This is a genomic window from Variovorax sp. Soil_C_19 (assembly GCF_057657255.1).
Genome location: NZ_JBDGIV010000010.1, coordinates 49901 through 70890, shown reverse-complemented (window position 1 = coordinate 70890; position 20990 = coordinate 49901). Strand labels below are relative to the sequence as shown.

23 protein-coding genes are annotated in these 20990 nt (G+C 68.4%); 15 read left to right on the top strand and 8 right to left on the bottom strand.

What is annotated here, in order from left to right:
- The first annotated feature begins 28 nt into the window (after positions 1-28).
- The gene (locus tag AC3A6R_RS19050; protein WP_487865243.1) at positions 29-673 is read left to right on the top strand and encodes a Fic/DOC family protein; all 645 of its coding nucleotides are present in this window, start codon (positions 29-31) and stop codon (positions 671-673) included.
- On the opposite strand, the gene AC3A6R_RS19045 is transcribed toward AC3A6R_RS19050, so the two are convergent.
- The 3 genes from AC3A6R_RS19045 to AC3A6R_RS19035 are packed head-to-tail and all read right to left on the bottom strand — an operon-like array spanning position 657 to position 2165.
- A complete protein-coding gene (locus AC3A6R_RS19045; protein ID WP_487865242.1) occupies positions 657-821 on the bottom strand; it encodes a hypothetical protein in 165 nt (54 codons plus the stop codon). The genes AC3A6R_RS19050 and AC3A6R_RS19045 overlap by 17 nt on opposite strands.
- A 46-nt stretch (positions 822-867) precedes the next feature.
- The gene (gene hpxZ / locus AC3A6R_RS19040) at positions 868-1251 is read right to left on the bottom strand and encodes an oxalurate catabolism protein HpxZ (RefSeq protein ID WP_487861161.1); all 384 of its coding nucleotides are present in this window, start codon (positions 1249-1251) and stop codon (positions 868-870) included.
- 38 nt (positions 1252-1289) lie between these two features.
- On the bottom strand, positions 1290-2165 hold the full coding sequence (locus AC3A6R_RS19035; protein WP_487865241.1) for a M48 family metallopeptidase: 876 nt from the start codon (positions 2163-2165) through the stop codon (positions 1290-1292).
- 49 nt (positions 2166-2214) lie between these two features.
- Here AC3A6R_RS19035 and AC3A6R_RS19030 point away from each other — a divergent pair, with 49 nt between their 5' ends.
- From AC3A6R_RS19030 to AC3A6R_RS19000, 7 genes are all read left to right on the top strand, one after another.
- Positions 2215-3570 carry an AmpG family muropeptide MFS transporter gene (locus AC3A6R_RS19030; protein ID WP_487865240.1) on the top strand — a complete coding sequence of 452 codons (1356 nt, stop codon included), beginning with the start codon at positions 2215-2217 and terminating at the stop codon, positions 3568-3570.
- Between the two features lie 106 nt (positions 3571-3676).
- Positions 3677-4879: a beta-ketoacyl-[acyl-carrier-protein] synthase family protein gene (locus tag AC3A6R_RS19025; RefSeq protein WP_487865239.1), complete on the top strand. Its 1203-nt coding sequence runs from the start codon at positions 3677-3679 to the stop codon at positions 4877-4879.
- On the top strand, positions 4876-5712 hold the full coding sequence (locus AC3A6R_RS19020) for a beta-ketoacyl synthase chain length factor (protein WP_487865238.1): 837 nt from the start codon (positions 4876-4878) through the stop codon (positions 5710-5712). The genes AC3A6R_RS19025 and AC3A6R_RS19020 overlap by 4 nt, the downstream gene beginning before the upstream one ends.
- A 45-nt stretch (positions 5713-5757) precedes the next feature.
- The gene (locus AC3A6R_RS19015) at positions 5758-7389 is read left to right on the top strand and encodes an NAD(P)/FAD-dependent oxidoreductase (RefSeq protein ID WP_487865237.1); all 1632 of its coding nucleotides are present in this window, start codon (positions 5758-5760) and stop codon (positions 7387-7389) included.
- Positions 7390-7447: 58 nt separating this feature from the next.
- A complete protein-coding gene (locus tag AC3A6R_RS19010) occupies positions 7448-8170 on the top strand; it encodes a response regulator (RefSeq protein ID WP_487861155.1) in 723 nt (240 codons plus the stop codon).
- Positions 8171-8181: 11 nt separating this feature from the next.
- Positions 8182-9360: an ATP-binding protein gene (locus tag AC3A6R_RS19005; protein WP_487865236.1), complete on the top strand. Its 1179-nt coding sequence runs from the start codon at positions 8182-8184 to the stop codon at positions 9358-9360.
- 76 nt (positions 9361-9436) lie between these two features.
- Entirely contained in the window at positions 9437-10702 is a 1266-nt protein-coding gene (locus tag AC3A6R_RS19000) for an O-antigen ligase family protein (protein WP_487865235.1), read from the top strand.
- Here AC3A6R_RS19000 and AC3A6R_RS18995 read toward each other — a convergent pair.
- The 3 genes from AC3A6R_RS18995 to AC3A6R_RS18985 form a co-directional block, all read right to left on the bottom strand.
- On the bottom strand, positions 10668-10877 hold the full coding sequence (locus AC3A6R_RS18995; RefSeq protein ID WP_487861152.1) for a zinc-finger domain-containing protein: 210 nt from the start codon (positions 10875-10877) through the stop codon (positions 10668-10670). The genes AC3A6R_RS19000 and AC3A6R_RS18995 overlap by 35 nt on opposite strands.
- Positions 10878-10885: 8 nt before the next feature.
- The gene (locus tag AC3A6R_RS18990; protein WP_487861151.1) at positions 10886-11833 is read right to left on the bottom strand and encodes a branched-chain amino acid transaminase; all 948 of its coding nucleotides are present in this window, start codon (positions 11831-11833) and stop codon (positions 10886-10888) included.
- A gap of 78 nt (positions 11834-11911) precedes the next feature.
- A complete protein-coding gene (locus AC3A6R_RS18985; RefSeq protein ID WP_487865234.1) occupies positions 11912-12343 on the bottom strand; it encodes a MarR family winged helix-turn-helix transcriptional regulator in 432 nt (143 codons plus the stop codon).
- A 209-nt stretch (positions 12344-12552) separates the two neighbouring features.
- Here AC3A6R_RS18985 and AC3A6R_RS18980 point away from each other — a divergent pair, with 209 nt between their 5' ends.
- The 3 genes from AC3A6R_RS18980 to AC3A6R_RS18970 all read left to right on the top strand — a co-directional run bounded on the left by AC3A6R_RS18980 (position 12553) and on the right by AC3A6R_RS18970 (position 15667).
- On the top strand, positions 12553-13047 hold the full coding sequence (locus AC3A6R_RS18980) for a tripartite tricarboxylate transporter TctB family protein (protein WP_487861149.1): 495 nt from the start codon (positions 12553-12555) through the stop codon (positions 13045-13047).
- 16 nt (positions 13048-13063) lie between these two features.
- Entirely contained in the window at positions 13064-14578 is a 1515-nt protein-coding gene (locus tag AC3A6R_RS18975) for a tripartite tricarboxylate transporter permease (RefSeq protein ID WP_487861148.1), read from the top strand.
- Positions 14579-14695: 117 nt separating this feature from the next.
- Positions 14696-15667, top strand: coding sequence for a recombination-associated protein RdgC (locus tag AC3A6R_RS18970; RefSeq protein WP_487861147.1), 972 nt, complete (start codon positions 14696-14698; stop codon positions 15665-15667).
- 52 nt (positions 15668-15719) lie between these two features.
- On the opposite strand, the gene AC3A6R_RS18965 is transcribed toward AC3A6R_RS18970, so the two are convergent.
- Both AC3A6R_RS18965 and radA read right to left on the bottom strand, forming a co-directional pair.
- A complete protein-coding gene (locus AC3A6R_RS18965) occupies positions 15720-16133 on the bottom strand; it encodes a glycerate kinase (RefSeq protein ID WP_487861146.1) in 414 nt (137 codons plus the stop codon).
- 68 nt (positions 16134-16201) lie between these two features.
- On the bottom strand, positions 16202-17593 hold the full coding sequence (gene radA, locus AC3A6R_RS18960) for a DNA repair protein RadA (protein WP_487861145.1): 1392 nt from the start codon (positions 17591-17593) through the stop codon (positions 16202-16204).
- Between the two features lie 100 nt (positions 17594-17693).
- On the opposite strand from radA, the gene hpaR reads away from it, so the two are divergent.
- From hpaR to hpaE, 4 genes are read left to right on the top strand one after another with little or no spacing between them, the layout of a single operon-like run.
- On the top strand, positions 17694-18128 hold the full coding sequence (gene hpaR, locus AC3A6R_RS18955; protein WP_487865233.1) for a homoprotocatechuate degradation operon regulator HpaR: 435 nt from the start codon (positions 17694-17696) through the stop codon (positions 18126-18128).
- Positions 18125-18763, top strand: a complete 639-nt coding sequence (locus tag AC3A6R_RS18950; RefSeq protein ID WP_487865232.1) for a fumarylacetoacetate hydrolase family protein — start codon at positions 18125-18127, stop codon at positions 18761-18763. Before hpaR ends, AC3A6R_RS18950 begins: the two co-directional genes overlap by 4 nt.
- Positions 18760-19533 carry a fumarylacetoacetate hydrolase family protein gene (locus AC3A6R_RS18945; protein WP_487865231.1) on the top strand — a complete coding sequence of 258 codons (774 nt, stop codon included), beginning with the start codon at positions 18760-18762 and terminating at the stop codon, positions 19531-19533. Before AC3A6R_RS18950 ends, AC3A6R_RS18945 begins: the two co-directional genes overlap by 4 nt.
- The gene (gene hpaE / locus AC3A6R_RS18940) at positions 19530-20990 is read left to right on the top strand and encodes a 5-carboxymethyl-2-hydroxymuconate semialdehyde dehydrogenase (protein ID WP_487865230.1); all 1461 of its coding nucleotides are present in this window, start codon (positions 19530-19532) and stop codon (positions 20988-20990) included. Before AC3A6R_RS18945 ends, hpaE begins: the two co-directional genes overlap by 4 nt.

The following is a 20990-nucleotide window of genomic DNA, read 5'->3' as shown; positions in this document are numbered from 1 at the left end:
TCGATAAGGTTGCCGAACCCAACGCGCGATGATCAACCGCTATCAAACTGCTGGAGCTGAAGGCGAATTCGAACCAGGGTCGAACGAACAGGTGCTGCGCAATCTCGTTGGCATCACGTCCGCCGACGATATAGACGCGCTTGAATTGCAGCTATTGAACGACCTCTACGACGAGGTGCTCCTGCAGGATCTGCCGGACCGCACCCTGACGGTGGCCGACCTCAAACACTGGCACCGCTTGTGGCTCGGCAACGTGTACGCATGGGCGGGGCAGGAACGCTCGGTCAACTTGGGCAAGGGCGGCTTCCAATTCGCTACCGCCGGGCTGCTGCCGGGCTTGCTGAACAATTTTGAAAGGGAGTTCCTGACGAGATGGACTCCCTGCGGCAACCTGGCTCCCGACGAACTGGTGAATGCCATTGCCGTGACGCACGTGGAGTTGATCGTGATCCACCCTTTTCGCGAGGGCAATGGCCGCTTGTCGCGCCTGCTGGCCGATGTGATGGCCGTACAGGCCGGCCATGAGCCGCTGGACTACAGCAGTTGGGAGCAAAACAAACCAACCTATATTGGTGCGGTTCACGCCGGCTTCTCGGGCGACTATGGCCCGATGGAGCAGCTTGTGGGTCAGGCCATGGCTGCCGGCGATGCCGGCCTCAGCGGGCCAGCTTGATGTTGGGAAAGCGCGCAGCGGGTTGCTGCAGTCGACGTTCGAGCTGCGCGACGTTTTGGCCTGTTTCCACCGCCGTGGAACTGGCCACCGACCGCCGCACGGCTTTGCGGCTGGGCGTCTTGCGTTGGGGCTCTGCGATTTTTGGCATGCTGTGTTTCACGAGGGCGGGGATGTGAATTTTATCGGGGCGTGATTCAGCCCAGCAAACTCACATGGGCCGCCACCACGCGCCAGCCCGCGGGCGTGCGCATCCAGGTCTGGCTCTGCCGGCCGGTGCGGGTGCTGCCGTCGCGCCGGAATTCGCAGTGGGCCGTGGCGAAGTCGCGCCCGTAGGTGGTGATGGCGGTGCGGGTCAGTTCGCGGGCCAGGCCCTGCGACGGGCGCGCCGCACGGAAAGCCTGGATCTCCTCGTAGCCGTAGAGGTTCTCGGTGGCGCCGTAGCGCATCGTCGTGGGGCTGTTCCAGAACAGTTCGTCGAGCACCTCGACCTTGTTGTTCACCAGGGCGTCCTCGTAGCGCGCGAAGGCGGCCGTCACTTCGGCGAGCACGTCGGGCAGGTTGATGTCGGTCGGTTTCATGCGGCGATCTTCGCCGATGCGGTGCGGCCGCGGGCCGCTCAGCTGCGCCGGGCTTCCTTGTAGAGCCCCTCGACCTTCGGCAGGTTGGCCTCGAGCTTCTGGATCCGGTCCGGCCCGCTCGGATGGGTGGACAGGAAGCTCAGCCCGCCCTGGCTCTTCGAGGCGGCGGCCATCTTCTTCCAGAGCGACACCGAGGCCTTGGGGTCGTAGCCGGCGCGCGCCGCCAGTTCGAGGCCGACGAGATCGGCCTCGGTCTCGTCGCCGCGGCTGAACTTGAGCGTGAGCAGCTGGGTGCCTGCGCGCGCGGCCAAATCGCCCATCTGGCCGAGCCCGAGCAGTTGCGCGCCGATCGAGAGCGCGGCGCCGGTGCCGGCGCTCTTGGCGAGCCGCGCGCGCGCATGCTCGCGCAGCGCATGCGCCATTTCGTGGCCCATCACCATCGCGACCTCGTCGTCGCCGAGCTTGAGCTGCTCGAGGATCCCGGTGAAGAAGGCGATCTTGCCGCCGGGCATGCAGAAGGCGTTGACCTGCTTGCTGCCGATGAGGTTGACCTCCCACTTCCATTCGCGCGCCCGCGAGTTCCAGGGCGTGGCGAACGGGATCAACCGCTTGGCGATGGTGCGCAGCCGCTGCAGCTGGGCATTGCCGTTGCCCGCAAGGGCGCCCTTGGCGCGCGCCTGGTCGAGCAGCTGGCCGTACTGCTGCACGCCCGCGGCCTCGATGCGGTCGGCAGGCACGAGATTGCGCGCCACCGAGGCGTTGCCCACGTTGACCTGCGCGAGGGCCGGGCCCGTGAGCGCGGCGCCGGCCGCCGCGAGCAGGAAGGCGCGCCGCGGCTGCCAGGCCGAGGCCGGCGAGGCCGCGTCGGCGGGCGCGCCGTGGAGAACGAAGGGGGCGTCGCATCGGTTGCACATGCGCGAATGATAGGAACAATCGCCTGCCCTCGTGGACAATCCGGGGTTCATGTCTGCCCAGCCCGCCGAAACGCCCCCTTCCTCGCCCTCCGTGCCCTGGCGCGACACACTGAAGGTCTATCTCGAGCCCGCCACGCTGCGCATGCTGGCGCTCGGCTTTTCGGCCGGGCTCCCGCTGCTGCTGGTGCTGGGCACGCTGAGCTTCCGCCTGCGCGAGGCGGGCATCGACCGCACCACCATCGGCTACCTGAGCTGGGTCGGCCTGGCCTACGGCTTCAAGTGGGTGTGGGCGCCGCTGGTCGACCGGCTGCCGCTGCCGCCCCTGACCACGCTGCTCGGGCGCCGGCGCGGCTGGCTGCTGCTGGCGCAGGGCCTGGTCATTGCAGGGCTGGTCGGCATGGCGTTCAACGATCCGCGCCAGGGGCTCGGACCGCTGGTCTGGTGTGCGTTGCTGGTGGCCTTCGGCTCGGCCACGCAGGACATCGCGCTCGATGCCTTCCGCATCGAATCGGCCGAGACGCGCAAGCAGGCCGCGCTCGCGGCGGCCTACCAGACCGGCTACCGGCTCGCGATGATCTGGGCCGGGGCCGGCGTGCTGTGGGTGGCAGCCTGGGCCGAAGTGGTGCCGGCGACCGCGGCCACGGGCGCCGCAGCCTACCAGAACGCGGCCTGGAAGACGGCCTACCTGGTGATGGCGGCTTCGATGGCCGTGGGCGTGCTCACCGTGCTGCTGTCGCCCGAGCCGGTGCGCCGTGCGCTGCCCAAGGCGCGCAATGCGGCCGAGTGGCTGCGCAGCGTGCTGATCGAACCCTTCGCCGACTTCATCCGCCGCTACAAGTGGCAGGCCGCGCTGATCCTCGCACTGATCGCGACCTACCGCATCAGCGACGTGGTGATGGGCATCATGGCCAATCCGTTCTATGTCGACATGGGTTTCACCAAGGACGAGGTGGCCACGGTCAGCAAGATCTACGGCGTGGTCATGACGTTGGTGGGCGCCTTCGTGGGTGGGGTGCTCTCGATGCGCCTCGGCGTGATGCGGGTGCTGATGCTCGGCGCCGTGCTCAGCGCCGCCAGCAACCTGCTCTTCGCCTGGCTGGCCACGCGCGGGCACGACCTGACGGCGCTGATCGCGGTGGTCTCGGCCGACAACCTGGCCGGCGGCATCGCCTCGGCGGCCTTCATCGCCTACCTGTCGAGCCTGACGAACATCAGCTATTCGGCCACGCAGTACGCGCTATTCAGCTCGCTGATGCTGCTGCTGCCGAAGTTCATCGCCGGCTATTCGGGCCTGTTTGTCGACGTCTGGGGCTACGCCCGGTTCTTCACCTGCACCGCGCTGCTGGGTGTGCCGGTGCTGCTGCTGGTGGCGCTGGCCGCCCGCGCCGCTCGGGCAAACAGATGACGCCGCAGCGGCCGCGCAGCTGGTAGGCTGTCGTTTTCCGGCCACCGCCGCTTCCGCCGCTTCGCTTCCAAGCGTTCCTACACCTTCGCCGAAACCCTCAAGCACCGTGCCGTCCCGCATTCCACCCCTTCAGATCAGCGCCTTCACGGCCACGTCGGCCGTCGGCGTCGGCAAGGAGCCGCTCGCGGAGGCACTCGCCGAATCGCGCAGCGGCCTGCGTGCCAACGATTTCGGCCCCGCGCCGCTGCCGACCTGGATCGGCCGGGTCGACGGGCTCGAAGACGTCCGCCTGCCCGAGGCACTCGCCCATTGGGACTGCCGCAACAACCGGCTCGGCTGGCTCGGCCTCCAAGCCGACGGCTTTCTCGAAGCGGTGGCGGCTGCGCGGGCCAAATACGGCGCGTCGCGCATCGCGCTGGTGCTCGGCACCTCGACCTCGAGCATCGGCGAAACCGAACTGGCCTACACCCAACTCGATGCCGATGGGCTCTTTCCCATGGACCAACGCCGCCCCGCCGTGCATTCGCCGCATTCGCTCGCGATGTTCGTGCAGCAGGCGCTCGGGCTCACCGGCCCGAGCGAGACGATCTCCACCGCCTGCTCGTCGAGCGCCAAAGTGTTCGCCTCGGCCGAGCGGCTGATCCGCCTCGGGTTGGCCGATGCGGCCGTTGTGGGCGGGGCCGACACGCTGTGCGGCAGCGTGCTGTTCGGGTTCAACTCGCTCGAACTGGTGTCGAGCGAACCCTGCCGCCCGTTCGACGCGCACCGCAAGGGCATCAGCCTCGGCGAGGCGGCCGGCTTCGCGCTGCTGGAGCGGGTGCAGGACGACCCGGCCTTGCCGCTGCGGCTTCTGGGCTACGGCGAAGCCAGCGACGCGCACCACATGTCGACGCCGCATCCCGAAGGCCTGGGCGCGGAACGCGCGCTCGACGACGCGCTCGCGCGCGCGGGTCTGGCGCCCGAAGCCATCGACTACATCAACATGCACGGCACGGCGAGCCAGAAGAACGACGAGGTCGAGGGCGCGCTGGTCGCTCGCCGCTTTCCGGCCCGCACCCATGCGAGCTCGACCAAGGGCTTCATGGGCCACACGCTGGGCGCGGCCGGCATCGTCGAATCGGTCATCAGCCTGCTCGCGATCGAGCGCGGCCTGATGCCCGGCACCGTGAACACCACCGAGCTAGACGAGAGCTTCGGGCCGCAGATCCAACTCGCGTCCGTGCGCGGCGACGTGCGGCATGCGCTCACCAACTCCTTTGGCTTCGGCGGCAACAACTGTTCGCTCGTCTTCGGCAAGGCTGGCCAATGACGACGATCACGCCACCCACGCTCTACATCGAAGGCCCGGCCTTCTGGACGCCCACGCTGCCCGGCTGGGACGCGGCACGCGCAGCCTTCCGCGGCGAAGGCGCGCTCGCCGACCCGCCGGCCAAGCGGCCGTCGCCGCAGGTGCTCGCACCGGCCGAGCGCCGGCGCGCGCCCGACACCGTCGCCCTGGCGCTCGAAGTGGCCGCCGCCGCCATGGCGGGCGCGGGCCGCAACGCGGCCGACGTGCCCTGCGTCTTCGTGTCGGCCCATGGCGACCTCTCGATCAACGACTACATGTGCAGCACGCTCGCGAGCGATCCCACGGTGCTGTCGCCCACGCGTTTTCACAACTCGGTGCACAACGCGGCCGTGGGCTACTGGACCATTGGCACCGGCTGCATGGCCGCGAGCAACTCGCTCTCGGCGTACGACCACAGCTTTCCCGCGGGCCTGCTCGAGGCGGCCGTGCAGTGCGCGGCCGACCAGTCGCCAGTGCTGCTGGTGGGTTACGACACGCCCACCGTCGGCCCGCTGACCTCGGTGACCGACAGCCGCGGCCTGCTGGCCGTGGCCTTGGTGATCGCGCCCGAGCGCACGGCGCGCAGCGTGGCGTCGTTCGACTGGTCGATCGAAAGCAGCGACGGGCACTTTCCCGCGCCGCGCTCCGAGGCCGCAAAAACGCTCGCGCAGATCAATCCGATGGCGCATGCGCTCGGCCTGTTCGAGGCGCTCGCGTTGGCGGCAGACGGCGGCCCGTCCGCCTCGGCCATCGAACTGCCGCTCTCGGCGACGCTTTCACTGCGGCTGTCGCTGCAGCCGCTCAACAACGACTAGGAACAAGCCATGAACGCTGCGTCAGGAGTGCCACCGGAAAACACTGTGCATTCTTTCGACGCCGTGATCATGGGCGGCGGGCTCGCGGGCCTGACGCTCGCGCTGCAGCTCAGGCAGCGCTTTCCCGACCTCGACGTGCTGGTGCTCGAACGGCGCCGGCATCCCGTGCCCGAGGCCGCGCACAAGGTCGGCGAGTCGTCGGTCGAGATCGGTGCGCACTACTTCGACACGGTGCTCGGCCTCAAGCCCCACATGGACGGCGCGCAGCTGCGCAAGTTCGGCTTCCGCTTCTTCTTCAGCGAGGGGCGCCGCGACTTCGACCAGGTCACCGAGATCGGCGCGAGCCGCTACCTGGCCGTACCGAGCTACCAGATCGACCGCGGCATCTTCGAGAACTACCTCGCCGAAGAGGCCGTGCGGCGCGGCGTGCGCTTCGAGGACGGCGCGCTGGTGCGCCGCATCGAACTCGCCGCCGAGGACGATGCGCCGCACCGCATCGAATGGTCGCAAGGCGACCGGACGCACGCGGCCGAGGCGCGCTGGCTCATCGACGCCTGCGGCCGCGCCGGCATGCTCAAGCGCAAGCTCGGGCTTGCCGAGCCCAATGCGCACGACGTCAACGCGGTGTGGTTCCGCATCGCGGAGCGCATCGACGTCGACGCCTGGAGCGACGATCCGGCCTGGCGCGAACGCTGCGATCCGCAGGCGCGCTGGCTCTCGACCAACCACCTCGTGGGCGCGGGCTACTGGGCCTGGCTGATCCCGCTGGCCTCGGGCTCGCATTCGGTGGGCATCGTGGCCGACCCGAAGCTGCATCCGCTCGACACCATCGACACCTTCGAGAAGGCGATGCAGTGGTTCGCCATCTACCAGCCGCGGCTCTACGACGCGCTCGACGGCAAGCGCCACCTGCTGCAGGACTTCGCGTTCCTCAAGCACTTCTCGCACGGCTGCAAGCAGGTGTTCTCGGGCCGGCGCTGGGCGCTCACGGGCGAGGCGGGGCTCTTCCTCGACCCGTTCTACTCGCCGGGCAGCGACTTCATCGCGATGAGCAACACCTACATCACCGACCTGGTGGCGCACGATCGCACGGGCCGCTCGGTGGAGGCGCGTGCGCAGCTCTACGACCAGATCTACCACTCGTTCTACGAGAGCACGCTGGCGCTCTACCAAGACCAGTACCCGCTGTTCGGCGACCCCGAGGTGCTGCCGGTGAAGGTGATCTGGGATTACGCCTACTACTGGGGCGTGCTGTCGCAGATCTTCTTCCAGCAGCGGCTCACCGACCTGATGCTGCTCGGCAGCCTGAAGGAAGAGCTGCAGCATTGCCAGCGCCTGAACATCGCGGTGCAGCAGCTGCTGCGCGCCTGGTCGGCCGCGAGCCGCAAGCGCAATGCACCGGTCATGCTCGATCAGGCCGCGATGCCGTGGTTCGCCGAGCTCAACAAGAGCCTCACCGACCCGCGGCTGGACGACGCCGCGTTCAAGGCGCGCATCCGCACCTCGACCGCGCAGCTGCGCCAGCTGGCGCGCGAGATCCTCGAGCGGGCCCGGGCCGACGGCACGGACCTGGCGGACTGCGCCGTGCCCGCCATGCTCGAGGCGCACATGGCCGAGCCCTCCGCCGCCCTTCCTGCGGGCGCCATGCTGTTTTCGGCCCACCCGTTGACAGCCTGAAGCGCCGTTTACCCAACTTTACGGAGCGTTCAAGCCCCGTTGCCTCCTGTGGACGACCATGAAGCGCATGAGCACCCCCCATCTCCTGATGATCGAAGACGACACCCGCCTGGCGCAGATGGTGAGCGAGTACCTGACGCAGTCGGGCTTCGTCGTCACGCACGCTGGTGACGGCGCGAGCGGCCTCGAGCAGCTGCAGCAGCACGCGCCCGACCTCGTGATCCTCGACCTGATGCTGCCCGACACCGACGGGCTCGAGGTGTGCCGCCGCATCCGCTCGCTGCCGCCGCCGGCGTCGAAGGTGTCGGTGCTGATGTTGACCGCCAAGGGCGACCCGATGGACCGCATCATCGGCCTGGAGATCGGCGCCGACGACTACCTGCCCAAGCCCTTCGAGCCGCGCGAGCTACTTGCGCGCATCCGCGCGGTTCTGCGCCGGCGCAGCGAGAACAGCGTCGACACCGAGGCCAGTTCGGTGATGCGCTTCGGCACGCTCGAGATCGACCGCAATGCCCGCACCGTGTCGGTGGCGGGCGTGGTGGCCGACCTCACCTCCTACCAGTTCGACCTGCTGGTCGCGATGGCCGAGCGCGCGGGCCGGGTGCTCACGCGCGACCAGATCATGGAAGCCGTGCGCGGCCGCGAGCTCGAGGCCTTCGACCGCTCGATCGACGTGCACATGGGCCGCATCCGCGCCGCCATCGAGGCCGATGCGAAGAACCCGAAGCGCATCCTCACGGTGCGCGGCGTCGGCTACGTGTTCGCCAAGCAGCAAGACTAGGGCCCGACCCGATGCTGCGCACCCTCTACTCGCGCCACCTCTACGTCCGCATCTGGATGGCGGTGGTGGCCGGCGTCGTGATCCTCACGCTGATGGCGAACTGGGTCGTGCGTGAAGCGGCGCAGGCCGAGCGTGAGCGCCTCGCGCCGGTGCCGCGCAACGTCGTGGTGCTCGACGAGAACGACACCCCCATCGGCACTGGGCAGGCCTTGCGCGTGCCGGGCCAGGGGCTGGAGTTCGACGTGACGTTGAGCGACGGCAGGGAGATGACCCTGCGCGTGGCGCCGCGCGATCGCCGCCCGGGCGGGTTCTCGCCCTGGCGAACGCCGTTCGGGCTCGGCTGGATGATCGCGCTCGTGGGCATCGCCGTGGCGCTCGGGGTGTACCCCATCGTGCGGCGGCTGACGCAGCGGCTGGAGGCGCTGCAGCGCGGCGTGCAGCGCTGGGGCGACGGCGATCTGTCCGTGCGCATCACCGAGGAAGGGCAGGACGAAGTGGCCGATCTCTCCAAACGTTTCAATGCCTCGGCCGAACGCATCGAACAGCTGGTGCGCTCGCACAAGTCGCTGCTGGCCAACGCCTCGCACGAGCTGCGTTCGCCGCTCACGCGCATCCGCATGGGCCTCGAGCTCATGGGCGAGCGGCCGAGCCCCTCGGCGCGCGAGGAGATCTCGCGCAACATCGGCGAGCTCGACCAGCTCATCGACGAGATCCTGCTCGCGAGCCGCCTCGATGCGCGTGAGGCCGACATGGGCACGATCGAGGCAGTCGACCTGACCGGCCTCGCCGCCGAGGAATGCTCGCGCGTGGACGCCGAACTCGACCTCGTCGAAGGCACCGACAGCGCGACGCTCACCGTCCCCGGCGTGCCCCGGCTGCTGCGCCGCGCGGTGCGCAACCTGCTCGAGAACGCGCGCCGCTACGGGGCGGGCGAGACCTCGGTCGAACTCGGCAGCACCGACGGCTTTGCCACGGTGCGCGTGAACGACCGCGGGCCGGGCGTACCCGCCGCACTGCGCGAGCGCATCTTCGAGCCCTTCTACCGGCTGCCCGGCGCGAGCGAGCGCAACGGCGGCGTGGGGCTCGGACTGGCACTCGTGAAATCCATTGCCGAACGCCACGGCGGCAGCGTGCAATGCGAAGACCGCCCGGGCGGCGGCGCAAGCTTCGTGATCCGCCTTCCGCGGTGACGCAGCACCGCGCGGGGACCCGCCGCACCGCCAAAGCCAGGCGCGCGATCGGGCCGCGCCTCTAGAATTCCGCCCCATGTTCCGTTCAAGACTCGGACGCCCTGCGGCGGCCCTCTGGGGCTTCGTGGTCTACATGCCGGTCGGCGTGAACTACGCGGCCCTTCTTCTCCTGCTGCTCGCGATGGCCATCGACGGCAACTGGCGCGAGCGTGCGGCGCGCGTCAGGGCCCATCCGCTGTGGTGGCCGATCATGGCGTACGTGGGCTGGATGCTGGTGGTGCTGGCCGTGTCGCCGCACTTCAAGGAAACCGGCGGCGAGCTGGCCCATGGCCTGCGCATCGCGCTCACGATGCTGCTGGCGCTGGCACTCACGCGCGACGAATGCGTGTGGGCGCTGCGCGCTTTCCTGCTCGCCTCGGTGCTGGGGCTGCTGCTGATCGCGCTGTACCACACCGTCGGCCTGCCCGACCTGCAGGTCTGGCGCGCCGTGACGATCATGCAGGGCAACAAGTCGATCAACGACGCGCTCCTGTTCGCGATGATCGGCGCCGCGGCCGCGGTGCTGGGCCTCGCGCACCTCGGCGATGCGCGCCGCTGGCACTGGGCCGGGCCGGCCTTCGGCGTGGCGGCCGTGATGGCGATCGTGGTCAGCCTCGCGCTGCCTTCGCGCACCTCGCTCGTCGCCATGCTGGGCTGCGTGTTCGCGGCCTGCTTCCACCAGTGGCGCAGCCATCCGCGCGGCCTGCTGGCGGGCCTGGCGCTGGCCACGGCGCTCGCGGCGCTCGGCGCCTGGCAATTGCCCGCTTCCATCAAGAGCAAGTTCGAGCTCGGCGTGCAGGAGCTCGAGCAGGCCCAGGCCGGCCTGGCCTCGGAGGGCAGCTGGGTTTCACGCTACTACATGTACCGCGAGACCGCGCAGATGATGCTCGACGCGCCGGTCGCGGGCCAGGGCATCGGCGCCTGGACCAGCGAATGGAAGAAGCGCGCGCCGGAAGTGATCGGCTACAAGAACATGCCGCACAACGACTATCTCTGGATCGGCTCGCAAGCGGGCATTCCGGGGCTGCTGTCGCTGCTCGCGATCATGCTGGGCGGGGTCTGGGTGTGCTGGCGGCGCGCCGACCTGACGGGGCGCATCGGCTTCGTTGCGATGCTCACGATGACCGTGGCCGCCAGCCTGAACTCGGCCATGCGCGACGCGCAGATCGGCCTGTCGCTGCTGTTCGTGGCCTTTCTTTTCCTGCGCATGGTGCAGGAAAGCGGCAGCCCGTGGCGATCGGTGCTGCCGCCGCGCCTCGCGGGCCTCTTCAGTGGTGGCCCGCCACCTGCTCACCCGCTTTGAGGCGGTAGACGGTGCCGCAGTAGGGGCACTTGGCTTCGCCGGTGCGCGCCACGTCCAGGTAGACCTTGGGGTGGGTGTTCCAGAGCTTCATGTCGGCCTTGGGGCTCGGGCAGAACACGCCGCCCTGCGGGTTGAGTTCCTTGGCCAGGAGTTCGACGACTGCGTTGGTGGGCATGGGTTCTCTCAGACCTTCGTGAGCCAGTGGGCGTACTTGGGGTTTTTGCCGTTCACGATGTCGAAGAAGGCCGCCTGGATCTTCTCGGTGACCGGCCCGCGCGAGCCGCCGTCGCCGCGGTTGCCGATCTCGATGCGGTCCAGTTCGCGGATCGGCGTGACTTCGGCGGCCGTGCCGGTGAAGAAGGCCTCGTCGGCGATGTAGACCTCGTCGCGCGTGATGCGCTTTTGCACCAGCTCGATGCCGAGGTCCTTGCACACGTGCAGGATGGTGTTGCGCGTGATGCCGTTGAGCGCGCCCGCCGACAGGTCGGGCGTGTAGACCACGCCGCCCTTGACCACGAAGATGTTCTCGCCCGCGCCTTCGGAGACGAAGCCGCTCGCGTCGAGCAGCAGCGCCTCGTCGTAGCCGTCGTCCAGCGCTTCCATGTTGGCGAGGATCGAGTTGGTGTAGTTGCTCACCGACTTGGCCTGCGTCATCGTGATGTTGACGTGGTGGCGCGTGTAGCTCGAGGTCTTCACGCGGATGCCGCGCCGCATGCCCTCTTCGCCGAGGTACGCACCCCACGACCAGGCCGCGACCATGGCGTGGATCTTGTTGCCCTTGGGGCTGACGCCGAGCTTCTCGGAGCCGATCCAGACCAGCGGGCGCAGGTAGCAGCTCTCGAGCTTGTTCTCGCGCACGACCTGCTTTTGCGCTTCGTTCAGCTCTTCGGGCGTGAACGGGATCTTCATGCGCAGGATCTTGGCGCTGTTGAAGAGCCGCTCGGTGTGTTCGGCCAGGCGGAAGATCGCCGTGCCCTCGGGCGTCTTGTAGGCACGCACGCCTTCGAATGCGCCGCATCCGTAGTGCAGCGTGTGGCTCAACACGTGGATCTTGGCGTCGCGCCAGTCCACGAGTTCGCCGTCCATCCAGATCTTGCCGTCACGGTCGTCCAGAGAGGGAAGCGCGCTCATGTGGGGTCCTTAGGAGGAGAAAGCAAAGCGCGGATTTTAGCGGCCCGGCCTTTTCCGGCATTTTCCCGGCGCGGCGCCTCAATGTTCGTCGATGCTGCCCTGGATCGCGTGCGCGAGGCGCACCGCCTCGGCCAGCTCGGAGAGTTCGGTCAGGTGGCGCTGCGCCAGCTTGGCCAGCACCTTGCGCCCCTTGGGCAGCAGGTGCACCTCGACCTGGCGCCGGTCGACCTTGCTCGACTCGCGTCGCACCAGCCCGGCGTCCTCGCAGCGCGAGATCAGCGCCACCACACCGTGCGGCTGCGCCTGCAGGCGTTCGGCCAGCTCGCTGACGGTCGCCCAGAGCCGACCGGGAAAGCCCTGGGTGTGCAGGAGCAGCTGGTACTGCAGCGCGGTCACGCCGGCCTCGCGCGCCGCATCCTCGCTGAAGCGAAGGAAGTTGCGCAGGCGATAGCGAAATTCGGAAAGCGCCTCGAGGCGCCGCTTGGAAGGACTTTCCCGGGGATCGGACATGGTGTGCTTTGTTGTGGCCCGTCGCTGAATGTAGCAAGGCGCGGCCACACCGGGGCAGGGAAAGCGATAAGTCAATTCTCGATTCGCTTACATCACGACATGATATAAATTTGGATGCTGGCCACGGCCCCATCGGGGCCCTTCGTCCGTGCGCGTCGCCTGCGGCCTCCTCCATCCATCTCTCCCCACCCGAAAGTGCACCACCCACCATGAAGATCAGGAGTCAAAAGGACTTTTTCTCCGGGCTGATGTTCGCCTCCGTCGGCGCGGCTTTTGCCATCGGCGCCCTCAACTACAAGATTGGCAGCGGTGCCCGCATGGGCCCGGGCTATTTCCCGCTGATGCTCGGCATCCTGCTGTGCGTGATGGGCCTGGTGGTCCTGGTGAATTCGCTCTCGCTGCGCGGCAACGAGGGAGACACCAACCCGGTTGGTGCCATCGCCTGGAAGCAGCTGGGTTTCATCATCGGCGCCAACCTGCTGTTCGGCGTGCTGCTCGGCGGCATGCCGAGCATGGACGTGCCCGCGCTCGGCCTGGTGCTCGCGATCTATGCGCTCGTGATCGTCGCCAGCATGGCCGGCACGCAGTTCAGGTTCAAGGGCTCGCTCATGCTGGCCAGCGTGCTTGCCGTCGGCAGCTACCTGGTCTTCATCCTCGGCCTGAGCCTGCAGTTCCAGGTCTGGCCCAGCTTCATCACCGGCTGAAGGGGCCGACAACAACATGGAACTGATCGACAACCTCGCGCTGGGCTTCGGCGCAGCCTTCACGCTGCAGAACCTGCTCTATGCCTTCTTCGGCTGCCTGCTGGGCACTTTGATCGGCGTGCTGCCGGGCATCGGCCCCGTCACCACCGTCGCGCTGCTGCTGCCGGCCACCTATGCGCTGCCGCCGGTCGCGGCGCTGATCATGCTGGCGGGCATCTACTACGGCTCGCAGTACGGCGGTTCGACCACGGCCATCCTGGTCAACCTGCCCGGCGAATCGTCGTCCGTGGTGACCGTGATCGACGGCCACCAGATGGCCAAGCAGGGGCGCGGCGGGGCCGCACTCGCGGCCGCGGGCATCGGCTCTTTCTTCGCCGGTTGCGTGGGCACGCTGGTGCTCGCCGCCTTTGCACCGGTGCTGACCGAGCTGGCCTTCAAGTTCGGCCCGGCGGAATACTTCGCGCTCATGGTGCTGGGCCTGATCGGCGCGGTGGTGCTGGCCTCGGGCTCGCTGCTCAAGGCGATCTGCATGATCGTGCTGGGCCTCCTGATCGGCCTGATCGGCACCGACGTCAACTCGGGCGTGGCGCGCTACTCGTTCGACATCCCCGAACTCACCGACGGCGTGAGCTTCATCGCGGTGGCCATGGGCGTGTTCGGCTACGGCGAGATCATCGCCAACCTGGCCAAGCCCGAAGAGCAGCGCGAGGTCTTCACGGCCAAGGTGTCGAGCCTGTTCCCGACCCGCGAGGACTTCCGCAACATGGTGCCGGCCATCCTGCGTGGCACCACGCTGGGCTGCGCGCTCGGCATCCTGCCGGGTGGCGGCTCGCTGCTGTCGGCCTTCGCGTCGTACACGCTCGAGAAGAAGCTGCGCCTGAGGCCCGGCGAGATCCCGTTCGGCCAGGGCAACATCCGCGGCGTGGCGGGCCCCGAGTCGGCTAACAACGCGGGCGCGCAGGCCTCGTTCATCCCGCTGCTCACGCTCGGCATTCCGGGCAATGCAGTGATGGCGCTGATGGTCGGCGCGATGACCATCCACAACATCCAGCCGGGCCCGCAGGTGATGACCAGCGACCCCGAACTGTTCTGGGGCCTGATCGCCTCGATGTGGATCGGCAACGCGATGCTCGTGATCCTGAACCTCCCGCTGATCGGGATCTGGGTCAAGCTGCTGACCATTCCGTACCGCTGGCTGTTCCCCGCCATCGTGCTGTTCTGCGCGATCGGCGTGTACTCCACGAACAACAACACCTTCGACGTCTGGATGGTGGGCCTGTTCGGCATCATCGGCTACGCCTTCCACAAGCTCGAGTGCGAACCGGCACCGCTGCTGCTGGGCCTGATCCTCGGGCCGATGATGGAAGAGAACCTGCGCCGCGCGCTGCTGCTGTCGCGCGGCGACTGGAGCGTGCTGGTCACGCGGCCGATCTCGGCCAGCCTGCTGGCCGCGGCCGCGGTGCTGCTGGTGATCGTGCTGCTGCCGTCGGTGCGTAGCAAGCGCGAAGAGGCTTTCGTCGAAGAAGACTAGGCCGCACCTCGAAGCACCTTCTCTCAAAGGGCCTCCGGGCCCTTTTTTCTCGCCCGCGGGCCGGGCCTGTGACAATGGCGGGTTCCGCGTTCGTCGCAGAGTAGAAAAGGTTTTTCAGTGTCCGTATTCAAGAACGTCATCGTCTATCGCATCGAACCTGCCTGGTCCCAAACGCTGGCCGAGGCGGAAGAAGGCCTGGGCAAGCAGCGCTTCGAGCCCTGCGGCCCGTCGCAGGAAAAGTCGGCCGGCTGGATCGAGCCGCGCGGCGAGGCCAATGGCCCGCTGGTGGAGTCCATCGACGGGCAGTGGCTCGTCGAGTACATGATCGAGAGCAAGGCCGTGCCCGGCTCGGTGGTGCGCCGCAAGCTCGACGAGCGCTGCGCGCAGATCGAGGCCGCCACGGGCCGCAAGCCCGGCAAGAAGGAAAAGAAGGAGCTCAAGGAGGACATCACGCTCGAGCTGCTGCCGATGGCCTTCACGCGCAGTGCCCGCGTGGCCGTGTGGATCGACCAGGCCGAGCGCCGCCTCGTGATCAACTCCGCCAATGCCGCGCGCGCCGACGAGGTGATCACCAGCCTCGTGAAGGCGTTCGACGGCTTTGCCGTGAGCCCGATCAACACGCAGGTCGAGCCCGCTGCCGCCATGGCCAACTGGCTGCTCACGCAGGAACCGCCGGCCGGCTTCACGGTCGACCGCGAGTGCGAGCTCAAGGCATCCGACGATTCGAAGGCCGTGGTGCGCTATGCCAAGCATCCGCTCGACATCGAGGAAGTCAAGCAGCACATCAGCGACGGCAAGCGCCCGACAAGGCTCGCGCTGACCTGGGACGACCGCGTGTCGTTCGAGCTCACGCACGGCATGCTGATCCGCAAGATCGTGTTCCTCGAAGGCACGGGGGACGGCGCGGCCGGCGGCAAGAAGGAAGACAACTTCGATGCCGACGTGGCGATCGCCACCGGCGAGCTCGGCCAGCTCGTGCCGGCGCTGCTCGACGCGCTCGGCGGCGAGGCGGCGTTCGGCGCGGCTCCGACAGAGGCCGCAGCGCCAGCGACCGCTACGCCGGCCGAAGAGGCGGACGCACCGTTCTGAAAGCCGGCCGCCGTACGCGGCGGCCGTGAAGGGTTCGCGCAGGACGCGAAAGCTACGGCTGCTCGTCGTCCGCGGGCTGCTCGGGCCGCGTCAGCGTCCAGCTTTGCAGCTTGCCGCCGTTGAACACCGCGTCGACGTAAGAGCCGCCTGCATCGGTCCAGCGGTAGTGCTCGGGCTGCTCGTCGCGCGGCGAGCGCGGCTCGCCGAGTGCGCGTGTCAGGGCGATGACGTGCATCAGCGTGACGCCCTGCTTGAGCTTGGCATTGAGCATCACCGCGCTCGCCACATGGCCGATCGGGCGGTTGCCCGCGCGCTTGAGCACCTGCATCAGGCGATTGAAGTGCATCAGCACGAACATCACGATCACGCCGGCCGCGAACGCGACTCCGCCCCAGCCGTAGCTGCGCCACGAGACACCGATCAGCACGATGGCGCCGACCGGAATCAGAAACTTCTGGAAATTCATGCGCATATTGTCGCCGCCCGCACTGGCGTTCTTCGCCGCGCAGCGCGTCGAAGGCGCTTCGGGCACGTTCAATCCAGCCCGCGTACGACGTCCATCGCCTCTTCGATGCGATCGACCGCGTGGATCGTCAGGCCCTCGATCTCCTTCGCGCCCTTGCGCGGCGCGTTGGCCTTGGGCACCACGGCCACGCTGAAGCCCAGCTTGGCGGCTTCGCGCAGCCGCTCCTGGCCGCGCGGCGCGGGCCGCACCTCGCCGGCCAGGCCGACCTCGCCGAAGGCGATGAAGCCCTTGGGCATCGGCTTGCCGCGCAGGCTCGAGGTGATGGCGAGCATCACCGCGAGGTCGGCCGCGGGTTCGCTGATGCGCACGCCGCCCACCGCGTTGACGAACACGTCCTGGTCCATGCAGGCCACGCCCGCATGGCGGTGCAGCACGGCCAGCAGCATCGCGAGGCGGTCGCGGTCCAGGCCCACGGAGAGCCGGCGGGGGCTGGGCCCGCCGTCGTCGACCAACGCCTGGATCTCGACCAGCATCGGCCGCGTGCCTTCGAGCGTGACCAGCACCACGCTGCCGGGCACCGGCTCGGCATGCTGGCTCAGGAAGATCGCGCTCGGGTTCGCCACGCCCTTGAGACCGCGCTCTGTCATCGCGAACACGCCGATCTCGTTGACCGCGCCGAAGCGGTTCTTGATGGCGCGCACCAGGCGAAAGCTCGAGTGCGTGTCGCCCTCGAAATACAGCACCGTGTCGACCATGTGTTCGAGTACGCGCGGCCCCGCGAGCGCGCCCTCCTTCGTGACGTGGCCCACCAGCACCACCGCCGTGCCGCTGGTCTTGGCGAAGCGCGTGAGGTGGGCCGCGCATTCGCGCACCTGCGCGACCGAGCCGGGCGCCGAGGTGAGCTGGTCGGAGTAGACGGTCTGGATCGAGTCGATCACCGCGATCGCCGGCCGCGTGGCGTCGAGCGTGGCGATGATCTTCTCCAACTGGATCTCGGCCAGCACCTGCACCTGCGAATGGTCAAGGCCGAGCCGCCGCGAGCGCAGCGCCACCTGCGCCCCGCTTTCTTCGCCGGTGACGTAGAGCGCGTTCTGTCCTGCGCGCTGCAGCGCATCGACGGCCTGCAACAGCAGCGTCGACTTGCCGATGCCGGGGTCGCCACCAATCAGCGTGACGCCGCCCGAGACGATGCCGCCGCCGAGCACGCGGTCGAGTTCGTCGAGGCCCGTCGGCGTGCGCGCGATGTCGGTGGCCTCGATCTCCGACAGCGTCGCGAGCTCGGACGCGCCGGCCAGCGACGCGAACTGCGTGCCGAAGCGGTTGTTGGCCGAGCCGCTGGCGCTGCCCGCCACCTGCTCGACCAATGTGTTCCAGGCGCTGCAGCTCGGGCATTTGCCGAGCCACTTGGGGCTGGTGCCGCCGCATTCGCTGCAGACGAAGAGTGATTTGTCCTTGGCCATGCGGCGAGTTTAGGGGTCCGCACAAACCCCTATGCGTGGCGGCTAGGAAGCAGCGGGCAAATCATTTAATATGTTAAGTAATTTGAACCGGACGAGCCACTTGAGCACCACCTTCACCCACCGCAATCTGCCGCGCCTGCTGCTGCAGGCGCGCGAGGCCGTCATGGCCCACACGCGGCCCAGCCTGCGCGAACACGCGCTGTCCGACCAGCAATGGCGCGTGCTACGCGTGCTCGGCGAGAACGGCGCAGTCGACACCGGCCACGTGGCGCGCGAGGCCTTCATCCTCGGCCCGAGCCTCACCGGCGTGCTCGCGCGCATGGAGCGCGACAAGCTCATCACGCGCAGCCGCGACCCGGCCGACCAGCGACGCACCGTCATCGAGGCCACGCCGCATGGCATGCGGCTGGTCAAGCGCCTGGGTGCCAGCATCGAGGCGCACTACGCCTGGATGGAAAAGTCACTCGGCAAGACCAAGCTCACGCAGCTCTACGGACTGCTCGACGAACTCATCGCGCTGGAGCAGCCCGCATGAACGGCACCGCCTCGCACTACCTTCCGACCGGCACCGTGTACGGCACGCTGCTGAACTTTCGCGCCGAATTCGACGCGCTCGTGCCGCAGATGACCGAGCCGCCCTACAAGGCCGCACCGAAGGCCCCGGTGCTCTACGTGAAGACCGCCAACACCTGGAGCCCGCACGGTGCTGCGATCGCCGTGCCGGTGGACGCGCCCGAGGTCGAAGTCGGCGCGACCGTCGGCATGGTGATCGGCGCCGACGGCGACGTCGAGGGCTTCGTGCTGATGAACGACCTCTCGATCCCGCACACGAGCTTCTTCCGCCCGCCCGTCAAGTTCAAGTGCGTCGACGGGTTTCTCGGCATCGGCCCGGCGCTGCGCGATGCGCAGGAAGTGGCCGACCCGGCGGGCTTCAGCGTCGAGGTCCGCATCAACGGCGCGCTGCGGCAGACCCTCGACTTCGCCACGCTGGTGCGGCCTGCGCGCCAGTTGCTCGCAGATGTCGGCGAGTTCATGACGCTCGCACACGGCGACGTGCTGTTGCTCGGCTGCGGCGCGGGCCGGCCGCTGGCACGCGCGGGCGACCGCATCGAGATTTCCGCCGCGGGCTTCGAGCCCCTGGTCAACACGCTGGTGCAGGAGGCCGCATGAAGCACGCACGCGTCATCTACGAAGGCCGCGAGCACACTGGCACCAGCCACGACCTCGACGGGCAGCCCGACGCCGCGGTGCGCCTGCAGGACGGGCGCGTGGTGCCGCAGGCGCAGCTCGTGTGGCTGCCGCCGCTGGCGCCGACGCCACGCCCGCGCACCATCCTCGCGCTCGGCCTCAACTACGCCGACCATGCGAAGGAGCTCGAATTCAAGGCGCCCGAGGAACCGCTGGTGTTCGTCAAGGGACAGGCCACGCTGACGGGGCACCGGCAGAAGACCTTCCGGCCCGCCGGCGTGCAGTTCATGCACTACGAATGCGAACTCGCGATCGTGATCGGCAAGACCGCGCGCAAGGTGAAGCGCGACGACGCCTTCGACTTCATCGGCGGCTACACGGTGGCCAACGACTACGCGATCCGCGACTACCTCGAGAACTGGTACCGCCCCAACCTGCGCGTGAAGAACCGCGACACCTGCACGCCGCTCGGCCCATGGTTCGTCGATGCGGTCGACGTGCCCGATCCGATGTCGCTCGCGCTGCGCACCACCGTCAACGGCAAGGTCACCCAGCAAGGCAACACGCGCGACATGATCTTCGACGCGCCCTTCCTGATCGAGTACTTCAGCCGCTTCATGACGCTGTCGCCCGGCGACCTGATCCTCACCGGCACGCCCGACGGCGTGGTCGACTGCCGGCCCGGCGACGTGGTCGTGACCGAGATCGAGGGCATCGGCGCCCTCCAGAACACCATCGAAGGACCCGCATGAGAATCGACCACCTGATCGCCGGCCGGCGCGTTGCCGGCACCGACTACTTCGAGACCGTGAACCCCGCCACGCAGGAAGTGCTGGCCGAGGTCGCCGCGGGCGGCGAGGCCGAAGTGAACGCCGCCGTGGCAGCCGCCAAGGAAGCTTTTCCCAAGTGGGCCGGCCTGCCCGCGCCCGAACGCGCGAAGCTGATGCGCAGGCTTGGCGAGCTGATTGCCAAAAACGTGCCCGAGATCGCGCGCACCGAGACCGACGATTGCGGCCAGGTCATCGCCCAGACCGGCAAGCAGCTGGTGCCGCGCGCGGCCGACAACTTCCACTATTTCGCCGAGATGTGCACGCGCGTCGACGGCCACACCTATCCGACGCCCACGCACCTGAACTACACGCTGTTCCACCCGGTGGGCGTGTGCGCGCTCATCAGCCCGTGGAACGTGCCGTTCATGACGGCCACCTGGAAGGTCGCGCCCTGCCTGGCCTTCGGCAACACCGCGGTGCTGAAGATGAGCGAGCTCTCGCCGCTCTCCGCCGCGCGGCTCGGCGAACTCGCGCTCGAAGCCGGCATTCCGCCGGGCGTGCTGAACCTGGTGCACGGCTACGGCAAGGACGCCGGCGAGCCGCTGGTGGCGCACCCCGACGTGCGCGCCATTTCGTTCACCGGCTCCACCGCCACGGGCAACCGCATCGTGAAGAGCGCGGGCCTGAAGAAGTTCAGCATGGAGCTCGGCGGCAAGAGCCCGTTCGTGATCTTCGACGACGCCGACCTCGACCGCGCGCTCGACGCAGCCGTCTTCATGATCTTCAGCAACAACGGCGAGCGCTGCACCGCGGGTTCGCGCATCCTGGTGCAGCAGTCGATCTATGCCGACTTTGCCGCCAGGTTCGCCGAGCGCGCGAAGCGCATCGCGGTCGGCGACCCGCTCGACGAGAAGACCATCGTCGGCCCGATGATCTCGCAGGCCCACCTGGCCAAGGTGCGCAGCTACATCGAGCTGGGCCCGAAGGAGGGCGCGACGCTGCTGTGCGGCGGGCTCGAGGCGCCGGGCGACCTGCCCGAGCGGGTGAAGCGCGGCAACTACGTGATGCCGACCGTCTTCGCCGACGTCGACAACCGCATGAAGATCGCGCAGGACGAGATCTTCGGCCCCGTCGCCTGCCTGATCCCGTTCAGGGACGAGGCGCATGCGATCGAACTGGCCAACGACATCGCCTACGGCCTCTCGAGCTACGTCTGGACCGAGAACATCGGCCGCGCCCACCGCGTCGCCGCCGCGGTGGAGGCCGGCATGTGCTTCGTCAACAGCCAGAACGTGCGCGACCTGCGCCAGCCCTTCGGCGGCACCAAGGCCTCGGGCACGGGCCGCGAAGGCGGCACCTGGAGCTACGAGGTGTTCTGCGAGCCGAAGAACGTGGCGGTGTCGCTGGGCAATCACCACATTCCGCATTGGGGAGTCTGA

What these genes read in the sequence shown, in the direction of transcription:
- AC3A6R_RS18975 (WP_487861148.1), top strand. Translation starts at nt 13,064, where the DNA reads ATGGAACTGATCGACAACCTCGCGCTGGGCTTCGGCGCAGCCTTCACG.
- AC3A6R_RS19020 (WP_487865238.1), top strand. Translation starts at nt 4,876, where the DNA reads ATGACGACGATCACGCCACCCACGCTCTACATCGAAGGCCCGGCCTTC.
- hpxZ (WP_487861161.1), bottom strand. Translation starts at nt 1,251, where the DNA reads ATGAAACCGACCGACATCAACCTGCCCGACGTGCTCGCCGAAGTGACG.
- AC3A6R_RS19030 (WP_487865240.1), top strand. Translation starts at nt 2,215, where the DNA reads ATGTCTGCCCAGCCCGCCGAAACGCCCCCTTCCTCGCCCTCCGTGCCC.
- AC3A6R_RS18985 (WP_487865234.1), bottom strand. Translation starts at nt 12,343, where the DNA reads ATGTCCGATCCCCGGGAAAGTCCTTCCAAGCGGCGCCTCGAGGCGCTT.
- AC3A6R_RS18950 (WP_487865232.1), top strand. Translation starts at nt 18,125, where the DNA reads ATGAACGGCACCGCCTCGCACTACCTTCCGACCGGCACCGTGTACGGC.
- AC3A6R_RS19050 (WP_487865243.1), top strand. Translation starts at nt 29, where the DNA reads ATGATCAACCGCTATCAAACTGCTGGAGCTGAAGGCGAATTCGAACCA.
- AC3A6R_RS19010 (WP_487861155.1), top strand. Translation starts at nt 7,448, where the DNA reads ATGAAGCGCATGAGCACCCCCCATCTCCTGATGATCGAAGACGACACC.
- AC3A6R_RS18945 (WP_487865231.1), top strand. Translation starts at nt 18,760, where the DNA reads ATGAAGCACGCACGCGTCATCTACGAAGGCCGCGAGCACACTGGCACC.
- hpaE (WP_487865230.1), top strand. Translation starts at nt 19,530, where the DNA reads ATGAGAATCGACCACCTGATCGCCGGCCGGCGCGTTGCCGGCACCGAC.
- AC3A6R_RS18980 (WP_487861149.1), top strand. Translation starts at nt 12,553, where the DNA reads ATGAAGATCAGGAGTCAAAAGGACTTTTTCTCCGGGCTGATGTTCGCC.
- radA (WP_487861145.1), bottom strand. Translation starts at nt 17,593, where the DNA reads ATGGCCAAGGACAAATCACTCTTCGTCTGCAGCGAATGCGGCGGCACC.
- AC3A6R_RS19000 (WP_487865235.1), top strand. Translation starts at nt 9,437, where the DNA reads ATGTTCCGTTCAAGACTCGGACGCCCTGCGGCGGCCCTCTGGGGCTTC.
- AC3A6R_RS18965 (WP_487861146.1), bottom strand. Translation starts at nt 16,133, where the DNA reads ATGAATTTCCAGAAGTTTCTGATTCCGGTCGGCGCCATCGTGCTGATC.
- AC3A6R_RS19045 (WP_487865242.1), bottom strand. Translation starts at nt 821, where the DNA reads ATGCCAAAAATCGCAGAGCCCCAACGCAAGACGCCCAGCCGCAAAGCC.
- AC3A6R_RS18990 (WP_487861151.1), bottom strand. Translation starts at nt 11,833, where the DNA reads ATGAGCGCGCTTCCCTCTCTGGACGACCGTGACGGCAAGATCTGGATG.
- AC3A6R_RS19005 (WP_487865236.1), top strand. Translation starts at nt 8,182, where the DNA reads ATGCTGCGCACCCTCTACTCGCGCCACCTCTACGTCCGCATCTGGATG.
- AC3A6R_RS19035 (WP_487865241.1), bottom strand. Translation starts at nt 2,165, where the DNA reads ATGTGCAACCGATGCGACGCCCCCTTCGTTCTCCACGGCGCGCCCGCC.
- AC3A6R_RS18995 (WP_487861152.1), bottom strand. Translation starts at nt 10,877, where the DNA reads ATGCCCACCAACGCAGTCGTCGAACTCCTGGCCAAGGAACTCAACCCG.